Source organism: Parafrankia soli (assembly GCF_001854695.1).
Taxonomy (GTDB): domain Bacteria; phylum Actinomycetota; class Actinomycetes; order Frankiales; family Frankiaceae; genus Parafrankia; species Parafrankia soli.
Genome location: NZ_MAXA01000222.1, coordinates 13,131 through 25,381, shown reverse-complemented (window position 1 = coordinate 25,381; position 12,251 = coordinate 13,131). Strand labels below are relative to the sequence as shown.

The following is a 12,251-nucleotide window of genomic DNA, read 5'->3' as shown; positions in this document are numbered from 1 at the left end:
TCCGGGAGCACTCATGAGCGGGCAACCACCGCCCCAGGTGGATGAGTAGGACACCCAGAGGTGAGAATCACAGAAGTGATGGGGCATCACCCCGGGTCGGCGGACGCACAGATCACGTGAGGACACGTGAGGACCCGGCGGGAAGGGACGTGAGGACAGACAGTGACCACCAAGGGGATAGCGATCGCCCGTGACGGCGAGCGATGGACGGCTCACGACCTCGACATCGCCGACATGGAGGATCTCGACGCGCTCGTCGACGCCATGCACGACCTCTCCTCGGGCACGGTCATCGCGTTCGTCGAGGAGGACGACGAGTACCTGGCCATCGTGCGCATCGGCGCGCAGGACCCCGATCCGAAGGTCTTCCTCTCGGACCGCCGGGTCCTGCTGAGCTCCGACCTCGCCGAGCGGCTCTTCGCCGACGCGCTCCCGTCCATGGTGGCGCTCGAGGACGACTCGGAGGACGACGCCCCGGTGGGCCAGGCGTCCCCCGTCGGCGACCTCGACCTGCTGGCGGATCTCGGGACGACCGACGATGCGCTGCTGGAGCTGATCGCCGAGGAGGGCATGCTGCCCGCCGACGTGATCAGCGCGGTCAGCGAGCGGGCCGGCGCCGGGGAGATCTTCGACGAGGTCCGTGGCTGACACCCGCTCACCGGTGGCGGACACCGGCCCGTCGGTGGCGGACACCCGCGCACCGGTGACGGACGGCTACCGCGAGGCGATGGGCCTTGCCCTGGCCGAGGCCGATCTCGCCCGGGCCGCCGGGGACGTCCCGGTCGGCGCGGTCGTCGTGGCGGCGGACGGGGCGGTGCTCGGCCGCGGCCACAACGCGCGCGAGGCCGCCGGCGACCCGACCGCCCACGCCGAGGTCGTCGCGCTGCGCCAGGCCGCGGCCCGCCTCGGTTCCTGGCGCCTGACCGGGGCGACCCTCGTGGTCACCCTGGAGCCGTGCACCATGTGCGCCGGGGCCCTCGTCCTCGCCCGGGTGGACCGGCTCGTCTACGGCGCCGTGGACGACAAGGCCGGCGCCGTGGGCTCCCTGTGGGACGTCGTCCGCGACCGGCGGTTGAACCACCGCCCCGAGGTCGTCGCGGGCGTCCGCGGGCAGGAGTGCTCGGAGCAGCTCGCCGCCTTCTTCGCCGACCGGCGGACGCAACGCCGCGACACACGCCGTCCGCGCACCCCCGACTAACCGGACCAGGACGACGTCGCGTAAGCTAGCCCGCGGTGGAGTCGCCTAGTGGCCGAGGGCGCACGCCTCGAAAGCGTGTGAGGGGGCAACCCCTCCGTGGGTTCAAATCCCACCTCCACCGCCCAGAAAGCCCGGCCCGGAACACCGGCGGCGACACCGCCGTCTGACGGCCCGGCACGACCACCGGCCATGGCCGTCACCTGCCCGTTCCACCAGGGCCGGTGACGGCCATCCGCCGTGAGTTCACGGCCATCGACCTTCACTTCTCGACCGCGATGTCGGCACTTCTCGACCGCGGTGTGCGGCCTTCTGTTCCCGATCGCAAACGAAGCCGAGTTGCATTGACTCCGGAGCGTGTCATAGTCGATACGCAAGGTAACGATCCGTGACCATGCCACCGTCGTTCCGCCAGCGGATCGATATCTCCACGGTCACTGCGTCACCCGAATCCGGAGGTCAGGAATGGCAAGGATCGTTGTTCTCGGTGCCGGTGGTCAGGTAGGGCGGTCCATCGTTGCCGAAGCCGTCAGGCGCGGCCACGAGGTCACGGCGGTCGACCAGGACCAGAACGCGCTGAAAGGGGTTCCCCGCCAGGCCACCGCCGTCACCGGGGACGTCACCGGGCGCGACATGGTCCAGCAGCAGGCGCAGAACGCGGACGTGGTCGTGGTCGCCCTCGCCGGGTGCACCCGGCCCGAACACGCGAACACCGCGCGCGCGGTCGTCGAGGTGGCGAACAAGCTGGGTGCCAAGGCGCCCGCGGTCATCCACATCGGCAACGGCGGGCTGCTGGAGAACGCCGACGGCGAGCGCATCGTCGACACCCAGGAGTTCCCCGCCGCCGAGCGCAAGGAGGCCCTCGACCAGGCCGACGCGCTCGACGTCCTCCGGGCCGCCAAGCACAACCTCAAGTGGACCTGCGTCGTCCCGCCGCCGCGCAACTTCGGCCCGGGTCGCCGGCGTGAGGCCTACCGCACGGCCGGCGACCGCCCGGTGACCGACGCCCAGGGCAACATCGGGATCTCGTACGAGGATTTCGCGTTCGCCGTCCTGGACGAGGTGGAGAAGCCGCGGTTCCGCAACAAGCGGTACACGGTGGGGTACTGACCTCCCGCTGGCGACACCATTCGCCGCGGGATGACAGTCTGACAGTCTGAAAGCCGGGCCTCCGGCGGAACGCCGGCCGGAGGCCCGGCCGCATCGCTTGTGAAGCCCATGCTTGCGAAGAGCCCATGGGCGATCGCTTGTAAAGGCCATGCGCGCGTTCAGGCGTTCAGGCGTTCAGGCGTTCAGGCGTTCAGGCGTTCAGGCCATGGTGGCGAGAATCAGGTCGATGTCCTCCGATGTGGTCGCCGGATTGACGATCGCGAACCGGGTCACCGTCTCCTGCCGGTGCACGGTCGGGGTCACGAACGCGAGCCCTTCGGCAAGCAGGCGTTCCGTCCACCGGTGATAGCTCTCGGCCGGCCAGCCCAGCCGGCGGAACACGACGACCGAGAGCTCCGGCTCGCGCACGAGCTCCACGAACGGCAGGGCCCGGATGTGGTCGGCCGCCGTCCGCGCCGTCGCCAGGCAGCGCTCGACCGCGGAACCGTACGCATGTGTCCCGTAGGTGGCAAGCGAGAACCAGAACGGCAGGCCGCGGGCCCGCCGGGAGAGCCCGACCTCGTAGTCCGAGGGGTTCCAGGCCCCCGGCGTGTCGAGTACCTCCAGATAGCCTGCCTGCTGCGCGTGGGCGGCGCGGGCCGCGGCCGGGTCGCGGTACACCAGCGCGCAGGCGTCGAACGGCGCGAACAGCCACTTGTGCGGGTCGACGATGAAGGAGTCGGTCTCCTCGATGCCGTCGAACAGGTGCCGCACGGACGCGGCGGCGGCGCCCGCGAGGCCGTAGGCGCCGTCGACGTGGACCCACACGTCGTGCCGGCGGCAGGCGTCGACGACACCGCGGATGTCGTCGACGATCCCGAACTGGGTGCTGCCGGCCGTGGCCACCACGGCGAACACCCCGCCGTCGCCGGCGAGCTCGTCGAGCGCGGTGGCCACGGCCCCGCCGGTCAGCCGCCCGTCGTCGCCGGTCGGGACGACCACCAGGTCGACGTCCATGACCTCGGCCGCCTGGCGCAGCGAGGAGTGCGCCTCGGAGCCGCACAGGAACCGCCAGCGCGGTGGCTGAGGGAGCCCTCGGGCCGCCCGGCGCGCCCGGGCGGCGTGCCGCGCGGCGACGAGCGCCGAGACGTTGCCGACCGTCCCGCCCTGGACGAACACCCCGCCGGCTCCCGGCGGGAAGCCGACGAGGTCGGACAGCCAGCGCAGCGCCTCGTTCTCCGCGTGGACGGCACCGCCGCCCTCCAGCCAGCTCCCGCCGTAGATCGACGAGGCGCCGACCACCAGGTCGAACAGGATCGCCGCCCGGGTCGGCGCCGCCGGGATGAAGGCGAGGTTGCGCGGGTGGTCCGCCGATATACAGGCACGCGACAGCACCTCGTCGAACACCCGCAGCGCGGCGAGACCACCGATGCCCTCCGGGGTGATCGTGCGCCCGGCCCGCGCGGACAGCTCGGCCGGTGGGCTCGGACCGTCCAGCGGGACGGGATCCAGACTCATCCGAGTGCGGGCGTAATCCACCACCGCCTGGACGAGCTCCGGGCGCTGCGCGCCGAAGATCGGCACATCGAATGGGTGCACCCGGCGCAGTCTAGGTCCCCGCCGGAGCGCTGCCGAAAGGATCACGCCGGCGCGTGCACCGGGGTAATCCACCGATCACCGGCGAATACCGGGAGACACCCGGCGAGTGAATGCCGGAAAACAATCAGAAAACAACCGGGCCCTGCGTGAYAGCGACAGGGAGCCGTGCCCGTCGTGCCGTCGGCCCGCTCCCGTCGGCCCGGGCCACGCGGACAGACAGGGTCGCCTAGCTGCTGCGCTGGCGCCGCACGAGGAAACCGCCACCGACGAGAGCAACCAGCATGACGATCATTCCGATGCGCTTCATGAGACACCTCCACGATGAGGACCGGCGACCACCGGGGGTACCGGCGATCACCGCGTTCAAGGGCACAACATACCGGCTGACCGAGGCTCGGTCGCACCGCCGTGCGGAAATGAAGGATCGTTGTCCGGATCCGGTCTTTACCGGGCCCGCGCCCACCTGTTACACACCGCAGGAAGGCCACGACATCGGGACGCGACGGTGCCCGGCCGCGGCGGTGGAGACCCGGGCGACGCCACCTCGCGCCGGGCATTCTTCTCATTCGCGTTTCGCTGTCGCCATATACGTCATGAAGCCCACGCCCAACCCATGCCGATCACTTGGTGCTAAACGTTGACGCGTCGACCCCGGCGCCGACCGGCCGTCCGCTGTTAGCTTTCAGGACATACGAGCCCCGCGGGAGGCGGCCCGCGGGGCGACGTCGAGGAGGCGGCAACGTGAAGGTCGACAGCACCCTTGGCGCGCTGGACATCGCTGCCGGCCAGGCCCGCGCCGCGCAGGCCGCCGGCTACGACGCCATCTGGACCGGGGAGGTGAACCAGGACCCGTTCCTCCCGCTGACCCTCGCCGCCGACGCGACGTCCACGATCGAGCTGGGCACCTCGATCACTGTCGCGCTGTCCCGCTCGCCGATGTCGCTGGCGTACACCGCGCACGACCTGCACGGGTTCTCCGGCGGCCGGCTCCGGCTCGGCCTCGGCTCGCAGGTGAAGGCGCACATCACCCGCCGTTTCTCGATGCCGTGGGGCCGGCCCGCGCCACAGCTGCGCGAGTTCGTCCTGGCGCTGCGCGCGATCTGGTCGTCCTGGTCGGAGGGCACCCCGCTCGCCTTCGAGGGCGAGTACTACCGGCACACGTTGATGCCGCCGGCGTTCGTCCCGAAGCCGCACCCTTTCGGGCCACCCCAGGTGCTCCTCGCCGGCGTCGGGGACGTCATGACCCGGGTCGCGGGCGAGGTCGCCGACGGATTCCTGTGCCACTGGTTCACCAGCCCGCGCTGGATCCGCGAGCACACCGTTCCCGCGCTGCTGGCGGGCCGGCAGCGCGCGGGCCGCACGCTGGACGGCTTCGACATCGTCGCCGGCGGGTTCGTCGCCACCGGCACCGACCAGGAGATCACCGAAGGGCTGGCAAGGATGCGCGCCCAGATCTCCTTCTACGGGTCGACCCCGGCCTACCGCCCCGTGCTGGAACTGCATGGATGGGGCGATCTCGGCAGCGAGCTGACCGCGCTGTCCAAGCAGAACCGGTGGACCGAGATGGCCGCCCTGATCGACGACGACGTCGTCGAGACCTTCGGCATCGTCGCGGCGCCCGCGGACGTCCCCGCCCGCATCGCCGAGCGCCTCGGCGGCCTGGCGACCCGCACGACGTTCACGCCGCCGCCGTCGTTCGGCCCCGAGCAGACCAGGGAGATTCTGGCCGCCATCCAGGCGATCCCGACCGCGGCCCCGACCACCGGCGCGGCGGGCCGGCACGGGACCGGACCCGCGTAACCAGACCCGGTCCCGGACTCCCCGCGCGGCGCGCGCCGCGCGCCGCGCGGGGAGATGCTCACTCAGACCTTGATGGGCAGCTTCTCGTAGCCGCGCACGGTGCTGGTGTGCAGGCGCACCGCGTTGTCGCGGTCGACCTCGTAGTTCGGGAAGCGGCGCAGGGTCTCCTCCAGCGCGATCCGGCCCTCCATGCGGGCGAGCGCCGCGCCGAGGCAGAAGTGCGGGCCGCGGCCGAACGCCAGGTGGCTGTCGAAGTTGCGCTTGATGTCGTAGCGGTCCGCGTCCGGGTACTTGCGCTCGTCGCGGTTGGCGGACGAGGTGAGCAGCAGGATCCTGGACTTTGCCGGGATCGTGGTGCCGTGCAGCTCGACCTCACGGGTGTTCACCCGGCCCTGCACGGGGGACGGCGACTCGTAGCGCAGCGTCTCCTCGACGGCGTTGCCCAGCAGCGACGGGTCGGCGGCCAGCTCGGCACGCTGGTCCGGGTGGGCCTCGAGCAGGTCACCGGCCCAGCCGAGCAGGCGGGCGACGGTCTCGGTACCGGCAGCGACGAGCAGGTTGGTGAAGTCGGCGGCCTCGGAGGTGGTGAGCCGGCGGGCGCCCTCGTCGGTGGTGATCTCGGCCTCGGCGAGGCCGGTCATCATGTCGTCGCGCGGGGCCGTGCGCCGCGCGTCGATCTGCTCGGAGAAGTAGGTGTGCAGCTTGATCTGCGCGGCGAAGGAGACGTCGTTGATCATCCCCTTGCCCTCCTCGATGTGGAAGGTCTGGTCGATCGTCTGCCGGATCTCCTCCCGGTCGGCCTCGTCGACGCCGATGAGCTTGGAGATGACCAGAGAGGGGAGCTGGGCGGCKAAGTCCTGGATGTAGTCGAACCCGCCGCCGCCGATCTGGGGATCCAGCAGCTCTGCACAGATCTCGCGGATGCTCCCCTCGAGCCCGCCGACCCGTCGCGGCGTGAACGCCCGCGAGACCAGGACGCGCAGCAGCGTGTGCGTGGGCGGGTCCATGAAGATGATCTGACCGGTGTTGAACGGCTCCGGCCCCATGAGCTCGAGGACCGTGCCGTGCGCGGAGCTGTACGTCTCGGGCTCGACGTGGGCCGCGTCGACGTCCGCGTGCCGGGAGAGCGCGTAGAAGTCGTGCTTCTCGTTGCGGTAGACCGGTGCCTCGTCCCGCAGCCGGCGCCACAGTGGATGCGGATCGACGTCGATGATCTTGTCGAACGGGTCCCAGTACAGGTCTTCCGTCACGGTTGAGCCCTTCTCTGTGCCAGGCCCGCGCTGCGAGCCACCGAGGACAGCCAGTTCACGTCGCCATGCCCGCGCCCGGCCGGTCACCGGAGGCATCACGGCCGCGACTCCCTGACCAGGCCGATGTCTGCACCGGGCAAGACACGTCACCGCCAGTTCGTCAACGCTTATGAGCAGATTGGCGTGGGACGCACTCCACGAGCAAGGGACTTACCCCGACAGTCCGGGTCGAGCCGGGCCCCGTGCCGCGGGTGGAACCGCCGCAGATCGCCCTCGCCTCGAAGAAGCGGCCAGCCAGGATGAACTCGGAGCCCTCCGCTGGTCGATCCGGCCGGGTCGGTTGCGGGCCGTCGACCCGTGCCCGGCGGCCGTCGGGGCGATCTCCGCCGGTGAGTCACCCCGCCGACCGCAAGCTGCACACCCCTATGGGGTACCTGTCAAGCCACCCGCGGAGCGCGGTTCAGAGATCGGGCAGCCAGCAGCTCAGGTATTCCAGGATGGGCAGCCCGCCTCGCTGTGCCCCCGCGTCCTCGTCGCACAGCGCCGACGGCCTGTCCTGCTCGCACGCGGTCCCGTCCCCGTCGTCGTCCAGCGCGGACCGGTACCCCGGCTGGCCCCTGTGCAGCGGCGCGGCGCCGGCGGCGCGGGCGTCCGCGCAGGACTGGTAGGACGTGGTCGCCGGGCGGGGGGGCCGCGCCTGGTCCGGAGTGGCCGACGGCGTGGGCGTGGGCGCCGCCGTCTGCTCGGCGGTCGGCGTCGTCTCCGCGGGGGACGGGGGCGCGGGCGGCGGCGCGGCGGCCACCCGGGCCGGCGCCGCCGACGGGCGGGGCACCGCTGACGGAGCCGGCGGCGCCACCGGGGGCGCGGGCGACGGCCCCGGGGTGGTCGGTATCGCGACCGGCGCAGGCTCGGCGAGCGCGCCGACCGCGCCGGAGCGGGCCGCACCCGATCCCGGCGCCGGTGCGAGGGCGGCCGCTACCAGCAGTAGCAGAAGGACCCCGCCTACGCCGCCGCCGACCCGCCGGTGCCCGCGAACCCAGGCGTGTATCCCATGGCCCCACTCCACCGGCCGCTGGCGCAACATCCGCATGCTCCTCCTCCGCTGGTCCGATCCTCATCGGACGAGCGGGGCGAAAGCCACTGCGCGAAGCAAAGTCGCTACTTTTCGGCACCACCGCACGGGTGGCCCTCCCGACACTTCACTTTCGGGGCGCAACGGGCGGGTCGCCGGTCTGTTCGCCGCGACGGCCGTGGCGGACGCCGGCGCCGCGCGACTGGATGCCGGCGCCGGATCAGTTCCGGTTGAGAGTTGGCCGCACTGGCCGCCAGCACCGCCGGTGCGGTGGCCGCCTCCGGCTGAAACACGGCGTCACAGGCCGGCGAGCATGCCGCCGTCGACGATAACCGAGGTGCCCGTCAGGAAACTCATGTCCGGCGAGGCCAGGGCGAGGGCGGCGGCGGCCATCTCCTCCGGGCGGGCCATCCGGCGCAGCGCGTCGACGTTGTCCGCGCCGTACTGGGCCTTGCCGGCTGCCCACTGCTCGTCGGTGATGTTCGGGGGGCGGCGGCGGTCGACCAGCCCCGTGTCGGTGGTGCCCGGGGAGAGCGCGGCAACCCGGATGTTGTCCTGTCCGTAGTCCAGGGCCGCGGTGCGTACCAGGCCGGTGACGCCTCCCTTGCTCGCGCTGTAGGCGCCCAGTCCGGGCCTGCTGGCGAACTCGTTCGCGGAGCCGGTGACGAGGATGACGCCGCCGCCGGACTCCCGCATCGGTGGCACCTCGTACTTGATGGCGAGGAAGACCCCGCGGGTGTTGGTGTGGGCGGTGTCGTCCCACTCCTCGACGGTCATCTCGTGCAGCGGCTTCACGATCTGGGTTCCGGCGTTGTTGAGCGCGACGTCCAGCCGGCCGTACTGGTCGGCGACACCGGCCACGAACGACTCGACCTGGGCGGGATCGCGGACGTCGGCCCGCGTGTAGGTGGCCTCTCCGCCGGCGGCGCGGATCTCCGCCTCCACACGGCGGCCGAGCTCCTCCCGCCTGCCGCAGAAGCCGACTTTCGCTCCCTCCCGGGCGAAGGCGATGGCCGCCGCCCGTCCGATGCCCGAGGTCGCTCCCGTGACGAGGACGACCTTCCCCGCGAACCGACGCGCCGGCGCCGGATTGGGCGCCGGCGCGGGGGTCGGGGCGGGGGCGGGCGCCGCGGCGGCCACACCGACGGGTACGGCCGTCGCCGCGGCCACCGTGGTGACGAGTCCCGCCGCCCCGGCAAGCAGACTCCGGCGGCCCGGGGGTCTGGCCCCGCGGTGGTCCTTGGTCATCGTCGCTCCTCCACGGTAGGGGTGACATCCACGGCCAGGGACGACCGCGGACAACCGCAGTACATCTGCCATGGCGCGGCGTGACATCGGACCACGGTCCCTCCGCCGGCGGACGACGGTACGACCACCGTCCCCACCCGGGTCCCATCCGCCGCGGAACCGGACGGGTGACGAGCAGCGCGGGCGGGCGAGCGGGGAAACAGTTCCTCGACGGCTGGCCACCGGTTCCGCCAGTTCCGTCGGCACCGCGGGCGCCTCCGGCTGACAATGCGTCTGCCTGAACCCGCGACCGTCGGAGACTCTCGGCGGAACTGCCGATGGCAGCGCTATGCCGGACGGATCCGTTCGAACTTGGTCCAGCCGCGCCAGCCGCGCTCCTCGAGCAGTTCCAGGAGCCGACGGGCGATCGGCACCGAGTCGAGGAAGACCGAGTCGAGGAGCTGCGCGAGCTCGTCGGGCATCACCTCGTCGTAGTTCTCCCATCCCTCGGCATCGGCCTCGATGAGGGCTACGAGCTGGTCGGCTACGGCCGCCACTCGCGGGTCGTCCGCCTCCCAGTCGATCACCGCGGGGAGATCGCGGTAGAGCTGGAGCGTCGCCGGGTCGTCGAGCTGCTGCTGCTTCACTTTCATGTAGAACGGCATGTGCTCCGGGAGTTGGGCGGCCACCAGGATCCAGGCGTCCCGCTCGCCCTCGATCATCAGGTCCGGCAGTCCGAGCTCACGCAGCCGGTCGAGGTACGCCACCGCCTCCGGCGGCAGGGCCAGGCTGTCTCCGGCTGCCAGTTGCGCGATCCGCTCGCGGTGCCGTTGCCGCTGCCTGATCTCCGCGCGCAGGCGCCGGTCGATGTCGGCGACGGCGGCGTTGAACTCCTCCTCGCCCGCGGCCAACAGCTCGCGGACGCGCGCGAGCGGAACGCCGGCGCCGGCGAGCGTACGGATCCTGATGAGCTCGACGACGGCGTGGGCGTCGTAGCGCCGGTAGCCGGAGTGGTCGCGTTCCGGTTCCGGCAGGAGACCCTTGGCGTGGTAGTGCCGCACCGCGCGCACGGTGACGCCGGCGTACGACGCCAGCTGGCTGATCGTGAGCACCGCGCCAGTCTCTTATCTCGCGGGCACGCGGAGGAAAAGCCGGCGCGACCAGAGGTAGCCGAGCAGCGCGATCAGGGCGCACCAGCCGATCGCGAGCCACAGGTCGGAGTCCGTCGCCGCGCCCGTGACGAGTGCGCGCAGGGTGTCGATCATCGGGGTGAACGGCTGGTGCTCCGCGAACTGGCGCAGCCCGGCCGGCATCGCGTCGGTCGGTACGAAGGCGCTGCTGATGAACGGCAGGATCACCAGGAACAGCGGGGTGTTGCTGGCCGTCTCGACGCTGTCCGCCGCCAGGCCCATGCCGACGGTCAGCCAGGTGAGTGAGAACGCGATGAGGATCAGCAGCCCGATCGCGCCGAGCCAGCCGAGCGGACCGGCGTCGGAGCGGAACCCGAGCAGGAACGCGAACGCCGTCACGATCACCACGGCGAATCCGGTCCTGATGACAGCCCCCAGCACGTGGCCGGTGAGCACCGACACCCGGGCGATGTCCATGGTGCGGAACCGGGCGATGATCCCGGTGGTCATGTCGGTCGCGGTCGAGATCGCGGTGCCGAGCGCGACGCTGGCGACGGTCATGATCAGGATGCCTGGCGTGATGAACACGAGGTAGTCACCGCGGTCTCCACCGCCCTCCTGGCCTGGCAGGCCGGCGCCCAGGGTCCCGCCGAACACGTACACGAACACCAGCAGGAACACGATCGGCTGTGCGACCAGCATGATCGACAATGAGGGATAGCGGCGGATGTGCAGCAGGTTGCGCCGCAGCATCGTCGCCGAGTCACGGACGGTGTAGGTGGTGCTCATGCGGGGATCTCCTCGGCTGCGGGCGCCTCGGTCGCATGGCCGGTGAGCGCGAGGAACACGTCGTCGAGGTCGGGGGACTCGACTGTCAGGCCGGCGACGCCGTCGTCGTCGAGGCCGTCGAGCACGCGGCGCAGCCCGGCGATGCTGCCGTCGCCCGGCACCCGAAGGGTGAGCGCCTCGGCGTCGGTGGTGGCCTCCGGATGCGCCGCCGCGGCCGCGGCCAGCCCCGCGGCGTCGGTGAACTGCACCGACACATGCCCGCCGGGCACCCGCCGCTTCAGCTCCGCCGCCGTGCCCTCGGCGACCAGCCGGCCACTGTCGAGGACCCCGATCCGGTCGGCCAGCTGGTCGGCCTCCTCGAGGTACTGCGTCGTCAGCAGCACCGTCACGCCGTCGGCGACCTGCTCGCGCACGATCGCCCACAGGTCGCGACGGCTGCGCGGGTCGAGACCGGCCGTCGGCTCGTCGAGGAAGATCAGTCGGGGCCGGGCGATGAGCGTCATCGCCAGATCCAGTCGCCGCTTCATGCCGCCCGAGTAGGTCTGCGCCCGCCGGTCGGCCGCGTCGACGAGATCGAAGCGCTCCAGCATCACGGTCACGGCGGCGGTCGCGGTCACCCGGTCCAGGTGCGCCAGGTCGGCCATCAGTCGCAGGTTCTCGCGGCCGGTGAGCAGCTCGTCGATCGCGGAGAACTGCCCGGTGACACCGATCGCCGCGCGCACCCCGGCAGGCTCGCGTCGTACGTCGAAGCCGGCGACGCGGATCTCGCCGTCACCGGGGGTCAGCAGGGCGGAGAGGATGTTGACGACGGTCGTCTTGCCGGCGCCGTTGGGTCCGAGGAGCGCGTAGACGGTGCCCTCCGGGACGGTCAGGTCGACTCCGTCCAGCACGGTGTGGTCTCCGTAGGACTTGGTGAGTCCGGAAACCTCGATCGCGGGGTTGGTGGCGGTCACGCCGCCATGCTGGAGCCCTGACGCAGGGTCAAGGTCAAGCCAGTGCCCGCAGGAGACCTTTCTGGGCGCTCCTTCCGCCCACCAGACGACAGTTGTCGGCCGCCTGCGCGACACTTGCTGCCGACGTCCGAATCTCGGGAAACCGTG

The 12,251-nt window shown here is 71.7% G+C and carries 11 protein-coding genes and 1 tRNA gene; 5 read left to right on the top strand and 7 right to left on the bottom strand.

The features are described from left to right. Positions 1-162: 162 nt before the first annotated feature. The 4 genes from BBK14_RS20040 to BBK14_RS20025 all read left to right on the top strand — a co-directional run bounded on the left by BBK14_RS20040 (position 163) and on the right by BBK14_RS20025 (position 2,305). Positions 163-648 (top strand): tRNA adenosine deaminase-associated protein, encoded by a 486-nt coding sequence (locus tag BBK14_RS20040; RefSeq protein WP_071064781.1) that lies wholly within the window; start codon positions 163-165, stop codon positions 646-648. Positions 649-727: 79 nt separating this feature from the next. Beyond that, entirely contained in the window at positions 728-1,198 is a 471-nt protein-coding gene (gene tadA, locus BBK14_RS20035; RefSeq protein ID WP_071064836.1) for a tRNA adenosine(34) deaminase TadA, read from the top strand. 34 nt (positions 1,199-1,232) lie between these two features. Further along, positions 1,233-1,319 (top strand) — tRNA-Ser (locus BBK14_RS20030). Positions 1,320-1,660: 341 nt separating this feature from the next. Further along, on the top strand, positions 1,661-2,305 hold the full coding sequence (locus BBK14_RS20025; protein ID WP_071064779.1) for an NAD(P)-dependent oxidoreductase: 645 nt from the start codon (positions 1,661-1,663) through the stop codon (positions 2,303-2,305). Positions 2,306-2,503: 198 nt separating this feature from the next. Here BBK14_RS20025 and BBK14_RS20020 read toward each other — a convergent pair whose 3' ends face one another. Then, positions 2,504-3,802, bottom strand: a complete 1,299-nt coding sequence (locus BBK14_RS20020) for a pyridoxal phosphate-dependent decarboxylase family protein (RefSeq protein ID WP_241831697.1) — start codon at positions 3,800-3,802, stop codon at positions 2,504-2,506. A gap of 822 nt (positions 3,803-4,624) precedes the next feature. On the opposite strand from BBK14_RS20020, the gene BBK14_RS20015 reads away from it, so the two are divergent. Further along, on the top strand, positions 4,625-5,683 hold the full coding sequence (locus BBK14_RS20015; protein ID WP_071064775.1) for a TIGR03617 family F420-dependent LLM class oxidoreductase: 1,059 nt from the start codon (positions 4,625-4,627) through the stop codon (positions 5,681-5,683). Between the two features lie 62 nt (positions 5,684-5,745). Here the strand turns inward: BBK14_RS20015 and BBK14_RS20010 are convergent, their stop codons facing one another. The 6 genes from BBK14_RS20010 to BBK14_RS19985 all read right to left on the bottom strand — a co-directional run bounded on the left by BBK14_RS20010 (position 5,746) and on the right by BBK14_RS19985 (position 12,104). Beyond that, positions 5,746-6,933 (bottom strand): cytochrome P450, encoded by a 1,188-nt coding sequence (locus tag BBK14_RS20010; protein ID WP_071064773.1) that lies wholly within the window; start codon positions 6,931-6,933, stop codon positions 5,746-5,748. A 460-nt stretch (positions 6,934-7,393) separates the two neighbouring features. Continuing rightward, complete coding sequence (locus tag BBK14_RS20005) at positions 7,394-8,023, bottom strand: excalibur calcium-binding domain-containing protein (RefSeq protein ID WP_071064771.1); 630 nt, start codon at positions 8,021-8,023, stop codon at positions 7,394-7,396. 279 nt (positions 8,024-8,302) lie between these two features. Continuing rightward, on the bottom strand, positions 8,303-9,253 hold the full coding sequence (locus tag BBK14_RS20000) for an SDR family NAD(P)-dependent oxidoreductase (protein ID WP_071064769.1): 951 nt from the start codon (positions 9,251-9,253) through the stop codon (positions 8,303-8,305). 326 nt (positions 9,254-9,579) lie between these two features. Further along, on the bottom strand, positions 9,580-10,344 hold the full coding sequence (locus BBK14_RS19995) for a MerR family transcriptional regulator (protein ID WP_071064767.1): 765 nt from the start codon (positions 10,342-10,344) through the stop codon (positions 9,580-9,582). A gap of 12 nt (positions 10,345-10,356) precedes the next feature. Continuing rightward, entirely contained in the window at positions 10,357-11,151 is a 795-nt protein-coding gene (locus tag BBK14_RS19990) for an ABC transporter permease (protein ID WP_071064765.1), read from the bottom strand. Continuing rightward, positions 11,148-12,104, bottom strand: coding sequence for an ABC transporter ATP-binding protein (locus tag BBK14_RS19985; RefSeq protein WP_071064763.1), 957 nt, complete (start codon positions 12,102-12,104; stop codon positions 11,148-11,150). Before BBK14_RS19985 ends, BBK14_RS19990 begins: the two co-directional genes overlap by 4 nt. Between the last annotated feature and the right edge of the window lie 147 nt (positions 12,105-12,251).